This is a genomic window from Phenylobacterium sp. FG114 (assembly GCF_057809855.1).
This window is the reverse complement of record NZ_JBMDKU010000003.1, coordinates 361889-384593: the sequence shown is the minus strand read 5'-3', so window position 1 is coordinate 384593 and position 22705 is coordinate 361889. Positions and strand designations below refer to the sequence as shown.

Sequence of the window (22705 nt, the reverse complement as noted above, 5' to 3'; positions counted from 1 at the left end):
TTCGTACTTGCCGAACGCCGGGGGGTCGCTTGGATGATTTATTCGTGCGCTCAGCGGAACTTCCGCGCGGTCAGCGGCACCGCCATGGTGCTCTTCTGGGCCGACAGGGTGACGATGGACCGGACGTCCACTACGCCCGGCAGCTTCAGCAGCACCGAGAAGATGAAGTCCTGGTACCAGGTCACGTCGGGGGCCAGGATCTTCATCATGGCGTCCATCTCCCCGAAGACGGTCCAGCACTCCAGAATCTCGGGGATGCTGTTGATCGCCTTGTAGAAGTTCGCCCGCTCCTCCTCGGTGAGGGTGGTCATCTTCACCTGGGCGAAGATCTGCATCTTGAACCCGACCAGCTCGTGGTCGACGATGGCGACGACGGCCTTGATGTAGCCTTCCTCACGGAGCCGCTGGATGCGCCGCCAGCACGGCGACTGGGACAGCCCCACCCGCTCGGCGAGTTCGCCGGTGGAGAGCGAGGCGTCGCGCTGCATCAGGTCGAGGATCTTGATGTCGATCGCGTCCAGGGCGGCGGGCATAACTTCGTCTTTGCGTCGGGCCATGGGCGCATAGCGGATGCGCCAAGCGCGGCTGTCAAGGAACGGTCACGTCGCGGAAGAGGATTTGAGCGAACTGCCTCGGGCTGCATTGCCCATTCGTGGCCGGCGGGGCGCCTGCATTATCAATGTGTGTCGAACGGGCAAAGGTTCGAAGAACGAAAAGAAAAACCGGCGTCCCGAACCTACGGTCTGTGAGTGGCAAGGAGTTCGCCGGAGACACGCGGAAACCGCGGGCCGGCTCAGGCTTCAGACCCCTGGGGGATCTTTGAGATGAATACCATTCGCGCTCGCATGCTGGCTTCCACGGTGATCGGAGGGCTCGTGCTCGCCGTCGGTGCGCCGGCCTACGCCCAGACCGCGGCGGAAGGCGCCAGCGAGATCGGCGAAATCGTCGTCACCGGTTCGCGCATCCGTCGCGCCGAGACGACGACCGAGGCGCCGGTGACGGTGCTGACGGCCCAGGCGCTCGAGGATCGCGGCTTCATCCAGGCCGGCCAGGCCCTGAACGAGCTCACCGCCAACATGCCCCAGTTCGCCCAGGCCGCGGGCAGCGGCTCGGCGGCGGGCAACGGCCAGCAATTCCCCAACCTCTTCGGCCTGGGCGCCGGACGCACGCTGACGCTGGTGAACGGCCGCCGTTTCGTGACGACGTCAGCCGGCTCGGGCGCCGGTTCGGGCGCGGGCGAACGCGTGGTCGATACGAACATCATCCCGACCGGCCTGATCTCGCGCATCGACGTGTCCCAGGCAGGCGGCGGCGCGGTCTACGGCTCGGACGCCGTGGCCGGCGTCGTGAACTACATCCTGCGTGAGGACTTCACGGGCCTGGAGCTGGACGCCCAGTACGGCATCTCGTCGCGTGACGACTACCCGACGAGCAGCCTGCGGGCGACCGCCGGCCGCAACTTCCTGGACGACCGCGCCAACCTGGCCGTGAACGTCGAGTGGTCCAAGACCCGCCCGCTCTACGACTACGACCGCCCGCGCTCGAACCTGGGCCGCGTCGTGGTCTCCAACCCCGCCAACCGCACGAATTCCGACGGCATTCCCTCCGGCGTCGAGAACCTGAACAGCCGCTTCGTCAGCTTCAACGCCAACGGCGTGCTGTTCAATCCGGGCCCGCCCTTCGCCAGTTCGATCTACCGGGTCGGCGGCGTGCCGCAGCAGTTCAGCGCCGACGGCCAGACGCTGGTCCCCTACAGCATCGGCAATCTCCTGAACCCGAACGTGCCGCCCTTCACCAGCGGCGGCGACGGCAATCCCTACCAGGAGCTGGCCGCCCTCGTGACCGGCACGGAACGCTGGAGCGGGACGCTCATCGGCCACTACGACATCACTGACCGCATCAAGCTGTCGGGCGAGCTGCTGTACGCCCGCGTCGAAACCCGCGACCCGTACGGCCAGCAGGCCAGCAACACGGTGCTCAACGGCGCCGCCACCGGCTCCGGGGCGATCGCCGTCTCGCGCACCAATCCGTATCTCTCGCAGGCGGTGAGGAACATCCTCGGCCCCGGCGGCCCGCCGCTCACCCTGTCGAAGTGGTGGTCCGACCTGCTGCCGACCCGCGAGCAGGACTACCGGACCGACACGGTCCGCGCCCTGCTGTCGCTGGACGGCGACTTCGACGTGGGCGAGCGCAACTTCTACTGGAGCGTCTCGTTCAGCCACGCCGAGACCGACGGCAAGATCCGCGCGTACGGCGTCAACACCCAGCGCTTCAACAACGCGATCAACGCGGTCCGCAACAGCGCGGGCAACATCGTCTGCGCGATCAACGCCGACGCCTCGACCGCCAACGACGACCCGGCCTGCGCTCCGATCAACCCGTTCGGCGTGGGCAACGTCACCCAGGAGGCCCGCCTCTACGCCACGACGCCGATCGGCCAAGACTACCTGAACACCCAGGACGACCTGCTGGCGACGTTCGGCGGCGACCTGTTCGCCCTGCCGGCGGGCAAGGTGAAGTTCAGCGCCTCGTACGAGCACCGTGAGGAGAAGGCCAAGTTCGTGCCGATCCGTTCGCTCCAGCTCGGCCTCACCGGCTCGCAGGTGGCGACGCTGGCCAGCGGCGGCGACTACAAGACCAACGAGTTCGCCGGCGAACTGCTGGTGCCGGTGCTGGGCGGCGACGTCTCGCTGCCCTTCGCCAAGACCGTCGAACTGAACGGCTCCTACCGCTACGTGGACAATTCCATCGCCGGCAAGGAAGACGTCTGGGGCGTGGGCGGCCGCTGGGAAGTGGTCGACGGCTTCTCGCTCCGCGCCTCGCGCAGCCGCAATTTCCGCGCGCCGAACCTCGACCAGCTCTTCGCGCCGCAGCGCACCGCCCTGGGCTCCATCGCGCAGGACCCGTGCGACGCCGACCGGATCGCGGGCGGGCCGAACCCGGCTGTCCGTCTCGCCAATTGCCAGGCGCTGTTCCGCGCGAACCCGGGCTACGGCCCGCTGGCGACCTTCCAGGACCTCTCGGAGAACTTCTCGGGCGCCAACATCACCAGCGGCGGCAACCCCGACCTGCGGAACGAGATCTCGAAGACCTGGACCTACGGCTTCGTGTTCCAGCCGACCTTCGTGCCGGGCCTGAGCATCGTCGCCGACCGGATTGAGATCGACCTGAAGGATGGCCTGTCGTCCTTCACGCCCCAGAGCTTCCTAGCCACCTGCTATGACCTGGCGGAACAGCCGGCCGACATCTGTGGCACCTTCACCCGTGACGCCACCGGCCAGATCGTGACGGCGCGCTCGACCACCTTCAACGCCGGCCGGATCACCTTCCGCGGCGAGGTGTACAACATCAACTACACCTTCCCGATCGGCCGCTACTTCGACGACCGCGACCTCGGCGAGCTGGAGCTGAACGTCGAGGCCACCCGGATCGAGAAGTTCGAGATCTCGGTGACCGGCGTCGATCTTACGCGGGTCGACAACACGGCGCGGACCCCCGACTTCGGCCCGTCGCCCGACCTACGGGTCCGGTTCGACATGCGCTGGCACAAGGGTCCGTTGCGCCTGAACTACGCGCTCAACTACCTGTCGGCGGTGAAGGACACCTACACGTCGACGATCGAGAACAACCCGACGCCGACGATCAAGGAAAACATCCGCCACAACGTGTCGGCGGCGTACGAGATCGGCAACTACACGATCCGCGGCGGCGTCACGAACCTCACCGACGAAGAGCCCTCGTTCCCCACCCGGAACTACGGCGACATCCTGGGCCGGCAGTACTACGTCGGCCTGAAGGCCCGCTTCTAGTTCGGCGCGAGCCAGAGTATCGGGTCGCGTGAACGCGGCGGCGGTCCCCACACTGCCGCCGCGTTCTGATTCCGTGGGGAGGGCTTGCCGATGCGCGTGATCGACCGGGACGAGGTCCGCGAGAAGCTGACCTACGAGCTCTGCATCCCGCTGGTGCGCCAGGCGATGATCGCCTTCTCGAAGGGCGAAACCCGGCAGCACCTGCGCTCGATCCTGCCGCTGAGCGAGGGGCGGGTGTTCGGGATCATGCCGGGCGCGCTCGGAACCCAGAGCTACTTCGGCGCCAAGCTGATCAGCGTCTTCCACGGCAACTTCGCCAAGGGGATCCAGTCGCACCAGGGCGTGGTCGTGCTGTTCGACGGCGAGACGGGCGCGCCCGTGTGCATCGCCCATGCCGGCGAGGTCACCGCCATCCGCACCGCGGCCGCCAGTGCGGTGGCCACCGACGCACTCGCGCGACCGGAATCCAGCCGCATGGCGATCCTCGGCTACGGCGAACAGGCCGGCACCCACGCCCGCGCGATCAGCCGCGTCCGCAAGCTGGAGGCCATCACCGTCTGGGGCCGCGACGAGGTCCGCGCCAAGGCCTTCGCCAAGGCCATCGAGGCCGAGTTGGGCGTGCCCACCTTCGCCGCGCCTACCGTTCGCCAGGCCGTCACCGGCGCCGACATCGTCACCGCCGTCTCGGGCGCCCGCGAGCCGATCCTTCTAGGCGACTGGGTGGCGCCGGGCACGCATGTGAACCTGGTCGGCTCCAGCGGTCCGGGCCCGACCGAGGCCGACCACGATCTGGTCGTCCGCTCGCGCTTCATCGCCGACAGCCGCGAGGGCGTGCTCGCCCAGGGCGCCGAGTTCCTCTACGCCAAGGCCGCCGGCCTCATCGACGACAGCCATGTGGTAGGCGAGATCGGCCAGGTCCTGGCCGGCGACCTCGAAGGCCGCCAGTCCGCCGACCAGATCACCGTCTACAAGTCCCTCGGCCACGTGGTGCAGGACCTGGCCGCCGCCAAGGCGCTGTACGAGGCGGGTTAGCCACACACCAACAGGCCTCGGTTGTCCTCGCCGCCTTGACGCGTACCTTATCATGTAGCTATTGAAGCTACATGAAATACGACAGCCGCCTGTCGGGCGTCTTGCACGTCCTGCTGCACATGGCCGAGAGCGATGGTCCGGTGACCTCCGAGGTGCTGGCGCGGGCCATGCAGACCAACCCGGCGGTCGTCCGCCGCACCATGGCGGGCCTGCGCGACCGCGGCCTCGTCCGCTCGGAGAAGGGCCACGGCGGCGGCTGGAGCCTCGCGTGCGACCGGACGGAGGTCACGGTCGGGGACGTTTACGAGAGCCTCGGCCGGCCGTCGCTCTTCGCGATCGGCCACCGCGACGCCGATCCCGCATGCCTCGTGGAACAGGCGGTCAATGCGGCGTTGGACGGCGCCCTGCAGGCGGCGGAGGCCCTCATCCTGGCGCGGCTGGAAACGGTGACGCTCGCAACCCTCAGCGCCGACTTTCATGCGCGGCTGGCCGCGCGGGGCGGCGCGTTCCAACTGGAGACGATCCATGCCGACTGACGCCGGCGTCGCGCCGCTACTGGCGCCGTTCTCGGACCCCGAAGCCGTCGCGCGCTACACCGAAGGTCCGCCACGCTTCGTGCCGGGCTTCGCGGACATCCACCGCATGGCGGGGATCCTGCTGGCCGAACGCGCGCCGGCCCACGCCAGGGTGCTCGTCGTCGGCGCTGGCGGCGGTCTCGAGCTGCGCGCCTTCGCGGACGCCCATCCGGACTGGACCTTCGTCGGCGTCGACCCGTCCGGACCGATGCTGCAATTGGCGGCCTCGACGCTGGGGCCGCACGCCGGGCGGGCCGAGCTCGTCACCGGCTACGTGGACGACGCCCCCGAGGGGCCGTTCGACGCGGCCACCTGCCTGCTCACGCTGCATTTCTTGGACGCGGAGGCGCGCCGCCGCACCGCCTCCGAGATCCGCCGGAGGCTCAAGCCGGGCGCGCCGTTCGTGGCCGTCCACGCCAGCTTCCCCCAGGACGCGGGCGCGCGGTCGGCCTGGCTGTCACGCTACGCGGCCTTCGCCGTCACCTCGGGCGTGGATCCCGAGCGAGCCCAGGCGATGCTCACGGCCGTCGAGGCGAACCTCAACATGTTCTCGCCCGAACAGGACGAGTCAATCCTGCGCGAAGCCGGCTTCCGCGACGTGACGCCGTTCTACGCCGCCTTCACCTGGCGGGGGTGGGTCGCCTACGCCTAGTCAGGGCAAGCCGCCCGACACCAGCTTGCGGATGTCCGCGCTGAACTTCAGCCGGGTGGGCTGGTCGCGGTACATCATGTGGCCGCCGGGATAGCAGCGGAAGCTCATGGCCGCCTTCAGCGGCGCCGGCAGACTTCGTCCTGTTTCTTCCGCGCCCGCGCAGTTGGCCAGGGAGTCGTAGAGCCCCGAGGCCACCAGCACCCGCAGGTTCGGGTTCAGCGCCACGGCCTCGGCGGTCGCTGGCAGCGGCGGGCCCAGGTTGGGCGGACCGGCCCCTGTGCGCACCGCCTCGGCGATGGCCGCCTGCCGCTCCTCGGGCGTCACCTTGGCGGTGGCGTAGTCCCAGCGGGCGCCCACGCCCTGCACGGGCTTGCCGTCGGGCAGGTAGCCATCGTCCTGGGCCTCCAGGCCCACGTACGGCAGGTCGGTGCGATAGCCCAGGTCGCCGCGGAGATAGGCCAGGATGGCGTCGCGCGACGCGGCCCGCGGCTCGTCGTTGATCCGCATGTCGAAGGTGTTCAGCGTCTTGCCGGGAACCAGCAAGGTGCGGAACTGGCGCGGCGTCAGGGCCAGCGTCTTGCGGTCGATCTTGTCGGCGGGCACGCCCGTGAAGCGTGACAGGCCGGCGGCCACTTGGTCGCGCTCGGCGTCCGAGAGCTGGTCGCGCCGCGCCAGGGCCGGCGCGTAGGTCTCGCGCACCCACTTGCCCGCCGCCGCCTCGACGGTTGCGGTGTCGGCTCCGACATCGGGCGCCAGCTTGCCGAGCGCGAACGCCGTCGCCGAGAAGCCGACGATCTTCAGCGGCCCGACCGGCCCGTCCTCGCCCAGGCGCGACAGCCCCGTGCCGCCCGAGACCAGGCCCAGTCCCGCCACCGGCACGCCGCGCTTCAGGAGCGCATAGCCGACGTTGGCCGCGCGCCCCGCACCCCAGCTCTCGCCGATCAGGTAGAGGGGATTGGCCTCGGTCCCATGCTGCAGCCGCCACGCCCGGACGAATTCGGTCACAGAGGCCACGTCGCCCACCGTGCCGTAGAAGGCCTCGGCGTATTCGGCCTTCACCGGCCGGCTGAAACCCGTGCCGATGGGATCGACGAACACCAGGTCGGCGTCGGTCAGCCAGGTCTCCTGGTTGTCCACCAGCTCGCCGGCCTCGCTCCGCTTCGGCCCGGCCACCTCGAAGTGCAGCGTCGCCGAATTGGCCCCCGGCCCGCCGTTCCAGACGAAGGCGACCGGCCGCGGCTTCGTCGACGCAACGCGATAGGCGATGTAGCCCATCCAGCCCCGCGGCTCGCCGGTCTCGGCGTCGCGGATCGCGATCCGGCCCACCTCGGCGGTGTAGGCCAGCGGCTTGCCGCCGACGGTGATCCGGTGCTGGGTGAGTACGGGCGTCTCGGCCGCCGGCAGGGCCAGCACCGGCCCCGTGGCGGCCAGGGTCAGGCCGGCCAGCCCGGCGGCGAGCAGGCTGCGCATCGGACCTAGGCTTCCAGCTTCTGCGGGCCGGGCTTGCCGCCGCTCACCCAGGCGCGGACATCCTCGCAGAACGCCTTGTGCGAGGGGATGTGGGTGTAGGCCATGTGGCCGCCCCAGTAGAGGCGCTGGAAGATCCGCTCGCGCGGCCAGTCGCTCTTGGTGACCATGTAGCGCGCCGGGCCCGCCGTGGTGGTCAGGTCGAAGACGCCAGTGCCGATCATCAGCCGGAACTTCGGGTTGGCCTTGAACGCCGCGTCGATCCGCGAGGGGTAGTCATAGTCGAGGAAGGGGCCGCCCGGCCCCAGCGTCCCGCCCCAGGTCCAGGCGCTCGAGCCCGGCGCGATCGAGCGGTAGTCGCTCATGGGCCAGGTGACGCCCAGGTTCTGCGACAGGTGCTGCTGCACCATCGGCTCGATGGCGCCGCGCGCCTTGCCGAACGGGTCCTGCGCGCGCTGGCCGGGCTGGGGCAGGGGGCCGACGTAGCGGGCGTCGTAGATGCCCATCATCTGCCCTTCCGGCTTCAGCAGCTCGGTGGCGAAGGCGATCTTGGTGATCACCAGGTCGTTGGCCAGGTAGTAGGCGGCGCTCACGCCAGTCATCGCCTGCAGCTTTCCGGCCAGCGCCTTCCGCTTCGCCGCCGGCAGGTCGTAGCCCTGCAGCAGCGCTTGCAGGTACTCACCCATCCCGAAGGCGTAGGACTCGTCGACCACCTGGGACATCGACTTGCCTTTCCAGGCGGGCGCCTTGCCGTGATAGGCCGCGATGGCGGTCAGCGCCGGCAGGTTTGTGGCGTAGGCCAGCACGTTCTTCGCGCGCTGGCTGGTCTCGATCATGTTCACCGCCTGGCCGAATAGGAACACGCCATCCAGGGGCATGACCTTCGCCAGTTGGCCGGCCATGAAGGCGGCGCGCTGGGTGCCGTAGCTCTCGCCCAGCACATACTTCGGCGACGCTTCGCGGCCGTTGGACTTGATCCAGGCGACCACGAAGTCCGAGACCGACTGGCTGTCGCCCTCGATGGAGTAGAAATAGTCGCGCTTGCCGCCCGGCTGGATGCGCGTGAACCCGGTTTCGGCCGGGTCGATGAAGACGATGTCGGCCACGTCCAGCACGGTCAGGGTGTTGTCGACCGTGGCGGGCGGCGCGCCGGGCGCCTTCGGGTCCTGCTCCACCACGATCCGCTTGGGGCCCAGGGCCACCATGTGCAGCGTCGACGAGGAGCTGGAGGGGCCACCGTTGAAGGCGAACAGCACCGGCCGCGTCTTCGGGTCGCCGCCCGTCTTCACGTACGAGGTGCAGACGAAGCGGATGGTCGGCTGGCCGTCGGCGCCGGTGATCACCGTCTCGCCCACGGTGGCGACGTAGTCGACCTTCCGTCCGTTGAAGACGCCCGAGTGCCTCGTTACGAACGGTCCGCCCTCGGCCGCCTGCGCGGCGCCCGCCGCCAGGGTCAGCAGCCCGCCCGCGCCCAGCAACGCACGCTTGGTGATCTCGGTCATCGACGCCCCCTGAACTGGCCAGGATGGAACGCTAGCGCGCCCCCGTCGGATTTTCTTTTCGTTCTGCCGCGGTGGCGGAAAACGCGAGGCATAGCCTATGTCGCCGCCGCCACGGATGTGCATTGAACTTGTCGCCGTCCAGACGCGAGCCCTGCAGTTCGAATAGAAAATCCCATCCCCAAAGGTACGATGATGCCATCGTCGAGGGGTTCCGTTCATGCCGTTCAAGACCGCCGCCGCCGTGGGCGCGCTTCTGGCCCTCAGCCTGTCCGTTCCCGCCTCGGCGGAGACGTTCCGCTACACGGCCATCGCCAACGGCGAGAAGGTCGGCCACCTGGTCGCCGATGTGCAGGGGCGGACCACCAAGGTCGACTACGCCATCTCGAACAACGGCCGCGGCCCCAAGGCGCGAGAAACCATCGACGCCGACGCCGCCGGCTTCCCGGTGAGCTGGAACATCGAGGGCGAGTCCCTGTTCGGCAGTCCGGTGCACGAGCACTACGCGTGGAAGGCCGGCCAGGCCGAGTGGGTGAGCCAGGCCGACAAGGGCCAGGTCGCTTCGCCCAAGCCGCTGCTCTACATCGGCAACGACGTCAGCCCCTGGATGCTGGGCGTCTATGTGAAGGCGTTGCTGAAGGCGCCGAACCACACCCTGCCGGTCGCCCCGTCCGGCAGCCTGCGCCTGACCGAGGTGCGCAAGATCACCCTGGGCGAAGGCAAGAGGGCCGTCCCGCTCACGGTCTACGAACTGGCCGGCATCGACCTGGAGCCCGACTATGTGCTGGTCGACGCGAAGGGCGAGCTGTTCGCCTCGGGCGGCCTGATCCGCGAGGGCTACGAGGACCAGATCCCGGTCCTGCAGAAGATGAACCGCGAGATCGGCCAGGCGCGGGCCGAGGCGGCGCAGAAGAAGCTGGCGCACCGCTTCGACGGGCCGGTCCGCATCCGCAACGTGCGCGTCTTCGATCCCGTGTCGATGAAGGTGGGCGGCCTCTCGACGGTGGTGGTCTATGACGACCGGATCACCGGCGTGTGGGCCAACGATGCGGGGGGGCCGGCGCCGGCCGGCGAGACGGTGATCGACGGGCAGGGCGGCACGCTGGTCCCTGGCCTGCACGACATGCACTCGCACACCACCCTGTCGTCCAACCTGTTCAACCTGGCCGCCGGCGTTACCGCGACGCGCGACCAGGGCAACGACAACGAACGCCTGCTGGCGATGCTGGACGGGCTGGCGACCGGCAAGCTGGCCGGGCCGCGCATCGTCCGGAACGGCTTCCTGGAGGGCCGCAGCCCCTACTCGGCGCGCAACGGCTTCATCGCCGACAGCCTGGAAGACGCGATCAAGGACGTCCACTGGTACGCCGACCACGGCTACTGGCAGATCAAGATCTACAACAGCTTCAACCCCGACTGGGTCGCCGCGGTCGCGGCCGAGGCCCACAAGCTGGGGATGGGTGTCACCGGCCACGTGCCGGCCTTCTCCTCGCCCGATCGCGTGATTGGCGATGGCTACAACGACATCGCCCACATCAACCAGCTCATGCTGGGCTGGATCCTCGACCCGAAGGAAGACACCCGCACGCCGCTGCGCCTCACCGGCATGGCGCGTGGCAAGGACCTCGATCTCAGCTCGGCCCGCGTCCAGAAGACCGTCGCCCTGATGAAGGAGAAGGGCATCGCGCTCGACACCACCGCGATGATCCTGGAGCGCCTGATGTTGTCGCGCTCCGGCGAGGTCCAGGCCGGCGACGCGCCCTACCTCAGCCACGTGCCGATCGGCTACCAGCGCTACCGCAAGCGCAGCTTCGTGACGATCAAGACGCCCCAGGACGACGCCGACTACCAGGCCGGCTTCAGGAAGGTGCTCGAGGTGCTGAAGATGCTGGACGACAACGGCATACAGCTGCTGCCCGGCACCGACGACGGCACCGGTTTCTCCAACCTGCGGGAGATGGAGGTCTATGTCGCCGCCGGCATCCCATCGGGCCGCGCGCTCTACCTCAGCACCCTGGGCGCCGAGCGCTACTTCAAGCGCGACAGCCAGCTGGGCACGATCGAGCGCGGCAAGCTGGCCGACTTCATCCTGGTCGACGGCGATCCGGTCGCCGACATCAGCGCCCTGCGCAAGAACCGCATGACCATGGTCGGCGGCGTCGCCTACTACCCGGCCGAGATCTACGAGCACCTGGCGATCAAGCCGTTCGCCGCCCCGCCCCCCGTGACGGCGCCGCGCTGATGATCCGCAAAGTCGCCGTGTCCGCCGCCGCCGCGCTTCTCGCCGCCGCCTTTGTGGCGCTCGCGGTGGGCCAGGCCGCCGCAGCCGAGCCGCCGAAGCTGGAGGTGGTCCTGACCCCGCACGCTGCGGGCGGCGACGACAGCTACATGGGCGTCAGAATGACCCTGCAGGCGCCGGCGCTGAAGGCCGGCGACGCCTTGGTCCGCCTGCCGCTGAAGCTGGTGGGCATCCCCACACCGCCGTGGCCCGACGACGCGCTGCAGGCGCGCGACGACCAGGGCCCGATCCCGCTCACCAAGGCCGAGGAGCCACCGACGCCGCAGGGCGTCTACCGCCGCTGGATCGTCGGCCGCGCCACGACCGGCGACGTGGTCGTCAGCTACAAGGCACCCCCCCGCAAGGTGACGGCCGCCACCAAGAACGGCCCGCTGTTCGACCTGCGCGAGGAGGCCGGCGGCTTCGCGGGCGCGGGGAACGGCTTCCTCGTCGCGCCGGTGGCCTCCGGTCCCTGGAAGGTGCGGCTGTCGTGGGACCTTTCCCAGGCGCCGGCCGGATCTCGCGGGATCTGGTCGCTGGGCGAGGGGACCGTCGAGACCGTGCTGCCCTCCGAAAGCCTGCAGTTCAGCTACTACTATGCCGGCCCTATGAAGTCGTACCCGGCCAAGGCCGATCCGGACTTCGACTTCTACTGGCTGTCCGACCCGCCCTTCGACGCCGCTGACCTCGGCGCGAAGATGAAGGCGCTCTACGGCAGCATGGCCCAGTTCTTCGGCGACAAGGGCGGCAGCTACCGCGTCTTCGTGCGCCAGAACCCCTACCTGGGGACGGGCGGCACCGGCCTCGCCCGGTCCTTCATGTTCGGCTACCACCCGCCTTCGAAGCCAACGGTCGACGGTCTGCAGGGCCTGCTGGCCCACGAGATGGCCCACACCTGGCCGGCCATGCAAGGCGATCATGGCGAGACCGCCTGGTACTCCGAGGGCATGGCCGAATACTACTCGACCGTCCTCAGCTGGCGCGCGAAGGCGATCACCACGGAGCGCCTGCTCGAGACCTTCAACGATCGCGCCACCGCCTACTATTCGAATCCCTATGTGCGGGCGACCAGTCCCGAGGCGGCGAAGAGGTTCTGGGACGATCCGGCGGCCCAGACCGTGCCGTACGGCCGCGGCTGGCTCTATCTGCAACAGACCGATGCGGCGATCCGCGAGGCCTCGGGCGGCAAGCGCAGCCTGGACGACGTCGCCAAGGAGATGCGCCGTCGCCTGGACGCGGGGCAGGCCTATGGCGTCCCGGTGTGGCTGGAGCTGGTCGGCAAGGAGATCGGACCCGAGAAAGCCAAGGCGGGCTATGAGCTGATGACCAGTGGCGGCCTGCTCCTGCCCCCCGCGAGACTCTATGCGCCGTGCCTCGTCGTCGAACCGCGCGCGGTCCGCACGTTCCGCCTCGGCTTCGCCCCCACCTCGCTGAACGACGACCGCGTGGTGAAGGATGTGGAGCCCGGCTCGGAAGCCGAGGCGGCCGGCGTGCGCAACGGCGACGTCATCGTCGAGGCCGGCGACCTCAACGCCTCGCGCAAGGACGAGAACGTGCCGCTCAAGCTCACCTTGCGCCGCGGCGAGTCCCAGACGACCGTGAGCTTCCTGCCCCGCGGCCCGGCCGTCGAAGGCTATCGCTGGGCGCGCGATCCGAAGACGCCTGATGCCGCCTGCCGCTTCTGACGGAACCCGCATGACCGAACAGCTCCGCCACGGCGTCCGCCTCATCGATCTGGTGATGCTGGGCGCGGGCACCGCCATCGGCGCCTCGATCTTCTCGGTCCTCGGGCCGGCGGCCCAGGTCGGCCACGAGGGCATCCTCGTCGCCTGCGTGCTGGCCGCCCTGCCGATGGTGCTGTTCGGCCTGGTCTACGCCTACATGGCCTCGGCCGTGCCGCGTACCGCCGCCTCGTTCGAGTGGCAGCGCCAGTTCACCCACCCGATCATCGCCTTCGGCATCGTCTGGCTGCGCATCCTGTCCAACGCGGTGGTGATGATCGTGCTGGGCACGGTGCTGGTGAGCTACCTGGGCAAGGTGATCGCCGTGCCGGCCAAGCCGGTGATGTTCGGCCTGTTCCTCGCCGTCTTCGTCCTGAACTTCCTGGGCGTCGCCCTCGCCGCGCGCGCCCAGACGGTCATGATGCTGCTGTTGCTGGGGGTGTTCGCGGTGTTCGTCGTCGCCGGCGCGCCGCAGCTCAAGCCGCAACTCATCACCCAGTCCCTGAACGTCGGCTGGGCGCCGATCGTCGCGGCCCTGCCGCTGATGATCCAGCTCTTCCTGGGCATCGAGACCACCACCGAGGTGGGCGAGGAGGTGGCCGATCCCAAGCGCGTGGTGCCGCTCGGCCTGGCGCTGGCGCTGGTCCTGACCGTGGTCGTCTATCTCGCCATCGCCTTCACGGCCCTGAGCCTGGTGGGCGCGGATGCGCTGGCCGCCAGCGACGCCCCGCTGCTGACCGCCGCCGAGAAGGCGCTGGGCGGCTGGGCTACCCCGTTGATCGTCACCGCCGCCGTCCTGGCGCTGCTGAAGTCGATGAACGCCGTGTTCCTGGTCTTCGCGCGGTTCCTGTACGCCATGGGCCGCGCCGGCGTGCTGCCCGAACCGCTGGGCCGCATCCATCCGAAGTTCGGCACGCCGCACGTGGCCACGGTGGTGGCTTTCCTGGCCTGCTGCCTGGGCCTGTTCCTGCCCTCCAGCCTGCTGTTCCTGCTGCTGGCGGTGAACATCCCGACGATGATGAAGTACGCGGGCTCGTGCCTGGCGGCCTACGTCGTGGCCGACAAGCATCCCGAGGTGCACGCCCAGGCGCGCCTCCGCTTCAGCACGGGCCTGGTGAAGGGCCTGTCCGCGCTCGGCATCGTCGCCGCGCTGGTGATCGCCAGCCTCGGCTTCAGCACCGACTGGAAGCCCTACGCCCTGCTGGCCGGCTGGCTGGTCCTGGGCCTCGCCTACTACGCCTTCGTGTCCCGCAGGACGGCGTCGTAGGCGCCGGCGAAGGCCGGGATCGTCTCGGCCGTCAGGCCCGCGATGTTGATGCGGCCGTTGCCGGTCATGTAGACGCCGTGGTCGCGCCGCATGGCTTCGACCTGGGCCGGCGACAGCGCCAGCATCGAGAACATGCCCTTCTGCTCGCGGATCGGCTCGAAGCGCGGGTCGGCCTCGGCCAGCGCCTCGCGCATCGACTGCAGCCGCAGGCGGCAGGCCTCCAGCTCCTCGCGCCACGACGCGGTCAGGGCTTCGTCCTCCAGGATCAGGCGCACGGCGGCGGCGCCGTGGTCGGGCGGCATCGACCAGGCGCAGCGGGCGATCTTCAGGATGTTGGTGCGCACCACCTCGGCATGGGCCCGGGCGCGCACGAAGAGGGCCCCGGTCCGCTCGCGGTAGAGGCCGAAGTTCTTGTCGCAGGAATAGGCGACCATGGCGTTGTCCACGGCGTCCAGCACGATCCGCAGGCCGGCGGCGTCCTCGTCCAGCCCGCCGCCCAGGCCCTGGTAGGCCAGGTCGATCAGCGGCACGAGGCCGCGCTCCAGGATCACTCGCGTCAGCTCCCGCCACTGCTCGGCGCTGGGGTCCGCGCCGCTGGGGTTGTGGCAGCAGCCATGCAGCAGGACGACGTCGCCGGCAGAGGCGCCCTTCAGCGCCGAGATCGTCTCGTCGAAGGTCAGCGCCTGGGTTTTGGGGTCGAAGTGGCGGAAGCTCGCCACCTCCAGCCCGGCCTCGGCGAAGATCGGCGCATGGATCGGCCACGAGGGCTGGCCCAGCCAAATCTTCGCGCCGGGCTTGCCCGAATTGGCCAGCTCGGCCGCCAGACGCAGAGCCCCGGTGCCGCCGGGCGTCTGCACGCCGAACAGGTCGGCCGCCGCCGCGCCCGTCCCGAACGCGATGGGCGCCAGCCGCTCCAGGTAGCCAAAGTCGCCCTCGGGCCCGAGGTAGGCCTTGGTGTCCTGGGTCTCCAGCAGGCGTCGCTCGGCGGCCTTCATCGCGGCGAACACCGGCGTCTTGCCCTGTGCGTCCTTGTAGACCCCGACACCCACGTCGATCTTCGTCGGGCGCGGATCCTCGCGGTACATCTTGCTGACGGCCAACACCGCGTCCGGCGGCTGGGGCAGCAGTCCGTCGAACAGGACGCCGGCGGCGGCGCGGGCGGAGGCGGTGTCGGTCGAGCTCATGAGCGCAATCTATCTGTTTGCGCGCGCATAAGGTTGTCTTTCTCGTCGCCAAGGTGACGGTCGTCGCATTCGGATTCCAAGATGGGCGCAGACAGGGGAAGGATCTGTCGGGCCGTCGCCGTCCACGCTGGAACATAGGCGCTCGCGTCGGCGGGCGGCCGCGTTAGGCAGTTGAACGGAATCGCGGTTCCGGAACGCGGTGCGGATTGGAAACCTGGGCTGTGGCGGCTAAACCTCAGGACGAGCAGCGGAGACGGGATGTCCAAAGCCAAGCCTCTCGAAGCCACGGCGGCCGATCCGGCCTGGACCCGCCCGGCGTACCAGACCCGCAGCCGCGAGCAGCGCGACCGCTTGCTGAAGGCCGGCGAACGCGCCTTCGCCGCGAGCGGCTTCTGGGAAACCCACGTCACCGACATCGCCAAGCGGGCGGGCTGTTCGGTGGGCAGCTTCTATCGCCGCTTCGAGGACAAGGAGGCCTTCTTCCTGGCGTTGCAGGCCGACATGGCGGCCCACGCCGAGGCCAATATCTCGAAATTCTTCCAGGACCCCGCCCGGGCGGGCGAGACCCTGGAGGAGCTGCTCAATCGGCTGACCCACAATACCGCGCGCACCATGCGCGGCATCGAAGGCTACTACCGCGCGCTCTTCGAGCTCAGCCTGCGGGGCCAGAACGTCTGGCCGCCCATGCGGCGGATCGAGGCCATCGAGGCGGAATATGTGGTGCGGCTGCTGAAGGCCCGGGGCATGGCGGCGGACGAGGGGCTCCAGAAGCGCGCCCATCTCGCGATCCGCATGATGCACGGCCAGATCATCTCGGCCATGCTGCACGGGCCGGGGCCGTGGGCCGCCGACGACCCGGTGCTCCACGAAGAACTCGCCCTGATGATGATCCGCTACCTCGGCGTCGATCGGGGATGACCCGCGAGGTTCTCGAGGCCGGCGCGATGCGGCTGGCCTTCGACCCCGCGCTCGGCGGCGCGATCCTGTCGCTGACCCACGAGAGTCGCGACCTGCTGCGGCCCGCGCCGGAGGACGCGGCGGACGTGCTGGAGACCGCCTGCTTCCCATTGGTCCCCTACGCCAACCGCATCGCCGACGGTTGCTTCGCCTTCGGGGGGCGAACGGCGACCCTCAGCCGCAACATGGCCGGCCAGGCCCACCCGCTGCACGGCGACGGCTGGCGCAGCGCCTGGCGGGTGGAGGCTAGGGGCGGGGACTCCGCCGAGCTGTCGTTCGAACCTGCCGCCACCGAATGGCCCTGGCGCTATCGAGCGCGGCAGACCTTCCGCCTCGCGCCCGACGCGCTCGCCGTCGGACTGGAGGTCACCAACCTCGACACCGCGGACGGTCCCTTCGGCCTGGGACTGCACCCCTATTTCCCGCACAGTCCGACGGCGCGGCTGACCGCACGCACGACCGGTCTCTGGTTCGCTTCGGACGACCTGCTGCCCGTCGAGCACATCCCCACCTCGCCCTGGGTCGCCGGCGCGGCCCTGCGGTCCAACCGCCTGCTCGACCATTGCCACAGCGGCTGGGACGGCGCGGCCCGGATTGATCTCGGGCCGGGCCTGCCGTCGCTGGAGCTGACCGCCTCACCCACCTTCGGCTGGCTCCACCTATACGCGCCGCCGGACCAGGACTTCTTCTGCGTCGAGCCGGTCAGCCACGCGCCCAACGCCGTGAACATGGCCGATCCCTTGGTCCAGGGCGTCCACGTCCTGCAACCAGGCGAGACCCTGACGGCGGAGATGCGCCTCGCGCTCATGTGAGCGCTAACAATCCACTTGATTGGTCAGACCACCTCCGGCACAACGTCATACAAGCATGGCGGCGCGAGACCGCTGGAGGAGACCCGTATGACGCGCCTCACCCGCCGCCGTTTCGGCGCGAGCCTCGCCGTCCTGGCTGGCGCGCTGGCCGCCCCGCCGCTGGCGCGGGCCGCCGCCGCCAAGCCGCTCTACAAGGATGCCTCCGCCCCGATCTCGGCGCGCGTCGACGACCTGATGGGCCGCATGACCTTGGAGGAGAAGGTCGCCCAGCTCGTGGGCATCTGGCTCAAGAAGGAGGACATCCAGACCCCCGAGGCCGAGTTCTCGCCCGAGGCCGCGACCCGGGCCTTCCCCAACGGCCTGGGCCAGATCTCGCGCCCCTCCGACCGCCGCGGCGCCAAGGCGGGGGCCTTCGCGGGGGCCGAGCCCGGCACGGTCAATCGCACGCCGTCCGAGACCGCCCGCTACATCAACGCCGCCCAGAAATGGGCGATGGAGCAGACGCGCCTGGGCATCCCGATGCTGATGCACGACGAGGCGCTGCACGGCTATGTGGCCCGCGAATCCACCAGCTTCCCGCAGGCCATCGCGCTGGCCTCCACCTGGGATCCCGAGCTGGTCGAGAAGGTGTTCGCCATAACGGCGCGCGAGATGCGCCTGCGCGGCTCCAACATCGCGCTCGCCCCGGTGGTCGACGTGGCCCGCGACCCGCGCTGGGGCCGGATCGAGGAGACTTACGGCGAGGACCCGCACCTCTGCGCCGAGATCGGCCTGGCGGCCATCCACGGCTTCCAGGGGCGCACCCTGCCTCTGGCCAAGGACAAGGTCTTCGTCACGCTCAAGCACATGACCGGCCACGGCCAGCCTGACAGCGGGACGAACGTCGGGCCGGCCCAGATCTCCGAGCGCACCCTGCGCGAGAACTTCTTCCCGCCGTTCGAGCGCGCGGTGAAGGAGGCCAACGTCCGCGCCGTGATGCCGTCGTACAACGAGATCGACGGCGTGCCCTCCCACGCCAATCGCTGGCTGTTGCACGACGTGCTGCGAGAGGAATGGGGCTTCCAGGGCGCGACCCTGAGCGATTACTTCGCCATCCGCGAACTCGTCACCCGCCACCGCATGTACGAGGGCCCGGACGAGGCGGCCGTCGCCGCCATGAATGCGGGCGTCGACGTCGAGCTGCCCGACGGCGAGGCCTACAACCGGCTGCCGGAGCTGGTCCGCGCGGGCAAGGTCCCCCAGGCCCAGGTCGACGCCGCCGTCCGCCGTGTCCTGACCCTCAAGTTCGAGGGCGGCCTCTTCGAGAACCCCTACGGCGACCTCAGGAACGCCGACCGCCTGACCGCCGCGCCCGACGCCATCGCCCTGGCCCGCCAGGCCGCCGCCAGGGCCATGGTGCTGCTCAAGAACGACAAGGGCCTGCTGCCGCTCGACGCCGGCAAGATGGGCCGCCTGGCCGTCCTGGGTACGCACGCCCGCGACACCCCGATCGGCGGCTACAGCGACATCCCGCGCAAGGTGGTCAGCGTGCTGGAGGGTCTGCAGGCCGAAGCCAGCACCGGCAAGTTCCAGGTCGACTACGCCGAGGCGGTCCGCATCACCGAAAGCCGCGTCTGGGCCGCCGACGAGGTGAAGCTGGTCGACCCCGCGGTGAACGCCAGGCTGATCGCCGAGGCCGTGGAGACGGCGAGGAAGGCCGACGTCGTCCTCATGGTCCTGGGCGACAACGAACAGACCAGCCGCGAGGCCTGGGCCGACAACCACCTGGGCGACCGCGACAGCCTCGACCTGATCGGCCAGCAGAACGACCTGGCCCGCGCGATCTTCGCGCTAGGCAAGCCCACCGTCGTGCTGCTGCTCAATGGCCGGCCGCTGTCGGTGAACCTGTTGGCGGAGAAGGCCGACGCCCTTATCGAGGGTTGGTACCTGGGGCAGGAGACGGGGAACGCCGTGGCCGACGTCCTGTTCGGCCGGGTCGCGCCGGGCGGCAAGCTGCCGGTGTCGATCGCCCGCGACGTGGGCCAGCTGCCGGTCTTCTACAACGCCAAGCCGAGCGCGCGGCGTGGCTACCTGTTTGGCGACGCGACCCCGCTCTACCCCTTCGGCTACGGCTTCTCGTATACGACCTTCGACATCGGGGCGCCCCGGCCCGCACGGGCCAGCATCGGCGCCGGCGAGAGCGTGAAGGTCGAGGTCGACGTGACCAACACCGGCAAGCGCGCCGGCGACGAGGTGGTGCAGCTCTACCTGCGCGACGAGGCCGCCTCGGTCACCCGGCCGCTCAAGGAGCTGAAGAAATTCCGCCGCGTGACCCTGGCCCCCGGCGAGACGCGCACCCTGGCCTTCGAGCTGACCCCGGCGGACCTGGCGATCTGGAACATCGATATGAAGCGGGTCGTGGAGCCGGGCAAGTTCACGGTGATGGCCGGGGGGAACAGCCAGGACGTGAAATCGGCCTCGTTCGTCGTGACGGGCTAGAGGGCGGCGTCGCGCCGAGCCGGCCAGATCCGGAACCCCGAGCCCAGCTACACGCTCAAGCCGCGGGGGCTCATGCAGCCTCGTTGGAAGGCGCCATGATACCACCCGAACGACGCGCGACGCGGCTGCGCGAGGTGCAGAACCTCAAGATGGCTCGCTCGGCCCACGCCTACGTGCGGGGCAGCACCCTCAGGTTCTACGAGTGGCTGGACGCGGGCCCGGCGGATGTGCCGGAGGGGCCACCGGTCTGGATTTGCGGCGACTGCCACCTCGGCAACCTCGGACCCCTCGCCGATAGCAAGGGGCGAGTGGCCGTGCAGATCCGCGATCTCGACCAGACCGTCATCGGCAACCCCGCTCACGACCTCATCCGCCTTGGGCTTTCGCTCGCCTCCGCGGCGAGGGGGTCGGATCTCCCCGGCGTGGTGACCGCCCGCCTCCTCGAGCACCTAACGGCCGGATACGAGAGGGCGCTGGCCGGCGACTTCGATCGCGCAGCCGAGCTCGACCTGAGGCCAAAAGCGATCGGCTCGCTGCTCGACCGCTCGATCCGCCGTCGCTGGCGCCATCTGGCGGCCGAGCGGCTGGATACCGCCGAGCCCGTCGTGCCGCTGGGCAAGACCTTCTGGGCTCTAACCGAAGAGGAGCGTTCGTCCCTCCGGACGATGCTCGAGGACCGTGAATTGCACGCGCTTCTGACGCGCCTTCAATCGCGGGAGGCCGAAGAGCCGGTCGAGCTTGTGGATGCGGCCTATTGGATGAAGGGCTGTAGTTCTCTGGGCAGGCTCCGCTACGCGGCCATGCTTCGCGTGGGACGGGGCAAGCGCGCATCCCTCTGCCTGGTGGATATCAAGGAGGCCGTCACCGCCGCCGCGCCGCGCGCGGCCGGCGCGGGCATGCCGCGGGACAACGCCGTGCGCGTGGTGACCGGCGCCCGGGCACTTTCGCCGAATCTGGGTGAGCGGATGGTCGCGGGGCGAATACTGGGACGGCCCATCGTGCTGCGCGAACTCATGCCGCAAGACCTCAAGCTGGAAATCGAGCGCCTGAGCCAGGGGCAGGCGATCGGCCTCGCCGAATATCTGGCTAGCGTGGTCGGCAAGGCCCACGGCCGACAGATGGACGGAGCCACCCGCGCGGCGTGGCTCGCGGACCTCCAGCGGTCGCGCACCGCGCGCTTGGACGCTCCGGGGTGGCTATGGTCGGGGGTGGTGGACTTACTTGGCATCCACGAGCGCGCCTATCTGGAACACTGCCGGACCTATGCCTTGTCCCTCGACCGAAAAGCCGCATGACTAGCGCGGGTCCCCGCCGCCTCGTGAGGCGGCTGCCAGGCGTCGAGGACTTTCCGCGCCTTGTTGCCCCCCTCGCGCGAGTGCTGGAGGGGGCGGCCCGCCTTGGATACGCCGCGCGAGGCGCGGTCTATGTGAGCATCGGCGCGATCGCGCTGATGGCCGCGACCGGGCTGGCCCCACGGGCGGCCGGAGCCGTTGACGCCCTCGAGGCCTGGGGACAGTGGCCGCCGGGCGTCGTGCTGTTGTGGATTACCGGCGTCGGCCTCTATTCCTTCGCCGGCTGGCGGGCGCTGCAGGCGGTGTTCGACGCCGACCGCCTTGGCAAGACGCCGGCGGCTCTTGCGGCCCGCGCGGGCAAGGCGGTCAGCGGCCTCATCTACGGAGGCCTGGCGGTCTCGGTCTTTGGCCTCCTCGACGCCATGGAAGATCTCCGCGAGACCGACGACCAGGCGAAGACCCAGGCCGCCGTGCAGGACGCCCTGACGATGCCCATGGGCGATCTCCTCGTCATAGGGGTCGGAGCGATCGTGATGGCGGCTGGGGCGGCCAACGTCGTGCGGGCATTCGGAGGCCACTTCACCGATAGCCTAGAGTGCGAAGGGGAGGCGGCGGGCTGGACGGGAACGCTCGCTCGAGCGGGCTACGCGGCTCGCGGCGTCGCGATGGGCGCCGCGGGTCTCCTCACGCTGTCGGCGGGGTGGCACGCCAGGGCTTCGGAGGCCCGGGGGCTGGGCGGGGCGCTGGACCTGCTCAAGAATCAGCCGATGGGCCCGGCGATCCTGGCCGCCATAGCCCTCGGCCTCATCGCCTTCGGAGCGTTCGGCTTCCTCAAGGCTGGACTGCGGCGCATCGGCTGTTGAGCTAGATCGCCACGCGCTTCGCCACCTGGCTGCGGCGGGCCTTGCTCTCCTGTTGGGCCTTTTCCAGCGCCTCGGTCTCGGTGGCGTGCAGGAGGTGCTCGATCACCCGCTCCAGGTGGTCGCGCATGGCCTGGCGTGCCTCGGCGGGGTCGTGGGCCTTCAGCGCGTCCAGCACGCGCCGGTGCTCCTCGATCCGCGGCTGCAGGCCTCCGCCGCGTGCGCGGCTCAGGATGTTGCGGGCCAGCGGCGAGCGGTTGCGCAGCTCCCACAGGTTCTCGACGGTGGCGATGATCGCGCCGTTCCCGGTGGCGCGGGCGATCACCATGTGGAATTCCTTATCGGCGTCCTCGCCCTTCAGCTCGTCCTCGTCGGCCATCAGGCCGATCAGGCGCTCCAGCTCGCCCAGCTGATCGTCGTCGATGGTGGCGGCCGCCAGGGCCGCGGCCTCGCCTTCGAAGAGGCGCCGCGCCTCGATCAGCTCGAACGCCCCGACCTCCACGTCGTAGGCCGATGCCGTGATCGGCATCTGGGCGCGGGTGACGTAGATGCCGAGCCCGTGGCGGGCCTCGATCATCCCCAGCATCTCCAGCGCGATCAGCGCCTCGCGGAGGGTGGGCCGGCTGACACCGAACTGGTCGGCCAGCTCGCGCTCGGTCGGCAGGCGCTCGCCCACCTTGTACTTCCCCGCCTCGATCTCGGCGGCGATGCTGTCGGCGAGACGACGGTAGAGCTTGCCGCTGACGGCCATGGACTCCTGACGCTGGGCTGCTGCGCGTCCCTTCGGACGCCGGTGACTGGATACCATGAGTCAGGTCCGCA

Annotated in this window: 17 protein-coding genes; 12 read left to right on the top strand and 5 right to left on the bottom strand. The window is 69.7% G+C overall.

Annotated features, from left to right (window positions below; all coding sequences use genetic code 11):
* Window positions 1–50 precede the first annotated feature (50 nt).
* Entirely contained in the window at window positions 51–533 is a 483-nt protein-coding gene (locus ACODSY_RS07195; protein WP_068876012.1) for an Lrp/AsnC family transcriptional regulator, read from the bottom strand.
* Between the two features lie 291 nt (window positions 534–824).
* On the opposite strand from ACODSY_RS07195, the gene ACODSY_RS07190 reads away from it, so the two are divergent.
* The 4 genes from ACODSY_RS07190 to ACODSY_RS07175 all read left to right on the top strand — a co-directional run bounded on the left by ACODSY_RS07190 (window position 825) and on the right by ACODSY_RS07175 (window position 6068).
* Window positions 825–3809 (top strand): TonB-dependent receptor domain-containing protein, encoded by a 2985-nt coding sequence (locus ACODSY_RS07190; RefSeq protein WP_488951027.1) that lies wholly within the window; start codon window positions 825–827, stop codon window positions 3807–3809.
* A 90-nt stretch (window positions 3810–3899) separates the two neighbouring features.
* Window positions 3900–4841 carry an ornithine cyclodeaminase family protein gene (locus ACODSY_RS07185; protein ID WP_488951026.1) on the top strand — a complete coding sequence of 314 codons (942 nt, stop codon included), beginning with the start codon at window positions 3900–3902 and terminating at the stop codon, window positions 4839–4841.
* 71 nt (window positions 4842–4912) lie between these two features.
* The gene (locus ACODSY_RS07180) at window positions 4913–5377 is read left to right on the top strand and encodes an RrF2 family transcriptional regulator (protein ID WP_488951025.1); all 465 of its coding nucleotides are present in this window, start codon (window positions 4913–4915) and stop codon (window positions 5375–5377) included.
* Window positions 5367–6068: a class I SAM-dependent methyltransferase gene (locus ACODSY_RS07175; RefSeq protein WP_488951024.1), complete on the top strand. Its 702-nt coding sequence runs from the start codon at window positions 5367–5369 to the stop codon at window positions 6066–6068. Before ACODSY_RS07180 ends, ACODSY_RS07175 begins: the two co-directional genes overlap by 11 nt.
* Here ACODSY_RS07175 and ACODSY_RS07170 read toward each other — a convergent pair whose 3' ends face one another.
* Window positions 6069–7538 carry a S10 family serine carboxypeptidase-like protein gene (locus ACODSY_RS07170; RefSeq protein ID WP_488951023.1) on the bottom strand — a complete coding sequence of 490 codons (1470 nt, stop codon included), beginning with the start codon at window positions 7536–7538 and terminating at the stop codon, window positions 6069–6071. It abuts the gene before it with no gap.
* A 5-nt stretch (window positions 7539–7543) separates the two neighbouring features.
* The gene (locus ACODSY_RS07165) at window positions 7544–9037 is read right to left on the bottom strand and encodes a S10 family peptidase (RefSeq protein ID WP_488951022.1); all 1494 of its coding nucleotides are present in this window, start codon (window positions 9035–9037) and stop codon (window positions 7544–7546) included.
* Between the two features lie 217 nt (window positions 9038–9254).
* Between ACODSY_RS07165 and ACODSY_RS07160 the strand changes: the two genes are divergently transcribed.
* From ACODSY_RS07160 to ACODSY_RS07150, 3 genes are read left to right on the top strand one after another with little or no spacing between them, the layout of a single operon-like run.
* Window positions 9255–11276, top strand: coding sequence for an amidohydrolase family protein (locus ACODSY_RS07160; protein WP_488951021.1), 2022 nt, complete (start codon window positions 9255–9257; stop codon window positions 11274–11276).
* Window positions 11276–12997 carry a M61 metallopeptidase family protein gene (locus ACODSY_RS07155; RefSeq protein ID WP_488951020.1) on the top strand — a complete coding sequence of 574 codons (1722 nt, stop codon included), beginning with the start codon at window positions 11276–11278 and terminating at the stop codon, window positions 12995–12997. The genes ACODSY_RS07160 and ACODSY_RS07155 overlap by 1 nt, the downstream gene beginning before the upstream one ends.
* A gap of 10 nt (window positions 12998–13007) precedes the next feature.
* Window positions 13008–14300 carry an APC family permease gene (locus tag ACODSY_RS07150; RefSeq protein WP_488951019.1) on the top strand — a complete coding sequence of 431 codons (1293 nt, stop codon included), beginning with the start codon at window positions 13008–13010 and terminating at the stop codon, window positions 14298–14300.
* Here ACODSY_RS07150 and ACODSY_RS07145 read toward each other — a convergent pair.
* A complete protein-coding gene (locus ACODSY_RS07145; RefSeq protein WP_488951018.1) occupies window positions 14267–15484 on the bottom strand; it encodes an amino acid aminotransferase in 1218 nt (405 codons plus the stop codon). The two genes, ACODSY_RS07150 and ACODSY_RS07145, sit on opposite strands and share 34 nt — an antisense overlap.
* Before the next feature lie 258 nt (window positions 15485–15742).
* On the opposite strand from ACODSY_RS07145, the gene ACODSY_RS07140 reads away from it, so the two are divergent.
* The 5 genes from ACODSY_RS07140 (at window position 15743) to ACODSY_RS07120 (ending at window position 21886) form a co-directional block, all read left to right on the top strand.
* On the top strand, window positions 15743–16402 hold the full coding sequence (locus ACODSY_RS07140) for a TetR/AcrR family transcriptional regulator (RefSeq protein ID WP_488951017.1): 660 nt from the start codon (window positions 15743–15745) through the stop codon (window positions 16400–16402).
* The gene (locus ACODSY_RS07135) at window positions 16399–17253 is read left to right on the top strand and encodes an aldose 1-epimerase (protein WP_488951016.1); all 855 of its coding nucleotides are present in this window, start codon (window positions 16399–16401) and stop codon (window positions 17251–17253) included. Before ACODSY_RS07140 ends, ACODSY_RS07135 begins: the two co-directional genes overlap by 4 nt.
* A gap of 87 nt (window positions 17254–17340) precedes the next feature.
* Window positions 17341–19731, top strand: coding sequence for a glycoside hydrolase family 3 N-terminal domain-containing protein (locus ACODSY_RS07130; RefSeq protein WP_488951015.1), 2391 nt, complete (start codon window positions 17341–17343; stop codon window positions 19729–19731).
* Between the two features lie 95 nt (window positions 19732–19826).
* Window positions 19827–21026, top strand: a complete 1200-nt coding sequence (locus tag ACODSY_RS07125; protein WP_488951014.1) for a DUF2252 family protein — start codon at window positions 19827–19829, stop codon at window positions 21024–21026.
* Window positions 20930–21886 (top strand): DUF1206 domain-containing protein, encoded by a 957-nt coding sequence (locus ACODSY_RS07120; RefSeq protein WP_488951087.1) that lies wholly within the window; start codon window positions 20930–20932, stop codon window positions 21884–21886. Before ACODSY_RS07125 ends, ACODSY_RS07120 begins: the two co-directional genes overlap by 97 nt.
* A 1-nt stretch (window position 21887) precedes the next feature.
* On the opposite strand, the gene ACODSY_RS07115 is transcribed toward ACODSY_RS07120, so the two are convergent.
* Entirely contained in the window at window positions 21888–22634 is a 747-nt protein-coding gene (locus ACODSY_RS07115) for a FadR/GntR family transcriptional regulator (RefSeq protein WP_488951013.1), read from the bottom strand.
* Window positions 22635–22705 lie beyond the last annotated feature (71 nt).

Bases quoted from the DNA above. Each gene is read 5' to 3' on its own strand.
- ACODSY_RS07145 (WP_488951018.1), bottom strand. From the start codon at position 15,484: ATGAGCTCGACCGACACCGCCTCCGCCCGCGCCGCCGCCGGCGTCCTG.
- ACODSY_RS07125 (WP_488951014.1), top strand. From the start codon at position 19,827: ATGATACCACCCGAACGACGCGCGACGCGGCTGCGCGAGGTGCAGAAC.
- ACODSY_RS07175 (WP_488951024.1), top strand. From the start codon at position 5,367: ATGCCGACTGACGCCGGCGTCGCGCCGCTACTGGCGCCGTTCTCGGAC.
- ACODSY_RS07190 (WP_488951027.1), top strand. From the start codon at position 825: ATGAATACCATTCGCGCTCGCATGCTGGCTTCCACGGTGATCGGAGGG.
- ACODSY_RS07115 (WP_488951013.1), bottom strand. From the start codon at position 22,634: ATGGCCGTCAGCGGCAAGCTCTACCGTCGTCTCGCCGACAGCATCGCC.
- ACODSY_RS07130 (WP_488951015.1), top strand. From the start codon at position 17,341: ATGACGCGCCTCACCCGCCGCCGTTTCGGCGCGAGCCTCGCCGTCCTG.
- ACODSY_RS07155 (WP_488951020.1), top strand. From the start codon at position 11,276: ATGATCCGCAAAGTCGCCGTGTCCGCCGCCGCCGCGCTTCTCGCCGCC.
- ACODSY_RS07195 (WP_068876012.1), bottom strand. From the start codon at position 533: ATGCCCGCCGCCCTGGACGCGATCGACATCAAGATCCTCGACCTGATG.
- ACODSY_RS07140 (WP_488951017.1), top strand. From the start codon at position 15,743: ATGTCCAAAGCCAAGCCTCTCGAAGCCACGGCGGCCGATCCGGCCTGG.
- ACODSY_RS07160 (WP_488951021.1), top strand. From the start codon at position 9,255: ATGCCGTTCAAGACCGCCGCCGCCGTGGGCGCGCTTCTGGCCCTCAGC.
- ACODSY_RS07180 (WP_488951025.1), top strand. From the start codon at position 4,913: ATGAAATACGACAGCCGCCTGTCGGGCGTCTTGCACGTCCTGCTGCAC.
- ACODSY_RS07150 (WP_488951019.1), top strand. From the start codon at position 13,008: ATGACCGAACAGCTCCGCCACGGCGTCCGCCTCATCGATCTGGTGATG.
- ACODSY_RS07120 (WP_488951087.1), top strand. From the start codon at position 20,930: ATGGTCGGGGGTGGTGGACTTACTTGGCATCCACGAGCGCGCCTATCT.
- ACODSY_RS07165 (WP_488951022.1), bottom strand. From the start codon at position 9,037: ATGACCGAGATCACCAAGCGTGCGTTGCTGGGCGCGGGCGGGCTGCTG.
- ACODSY_RS07185 (WP_488951026.1), top strand. From the start codon at position 3,900: ATGCGCGTGATCGACCGGGACGAGGTCCGCGAGAAGCTGACCTACGAG.
- ACODSY_RS07170 (WP_488951023.1), bottom strand. From the start codon at position 7,538: ATGCGCAGCCTGCTCGCCGCCGGGCTGGCCGGCCTGACCCTGGCCGCC.
- ACODSY_RS07135 (WP_488951016.1), top strand. From the start codon at position 16,399: ATGACCCGCGAGGTTCTCGAGGCCGGCGCGATGCGGCTGGCCTTCGAC.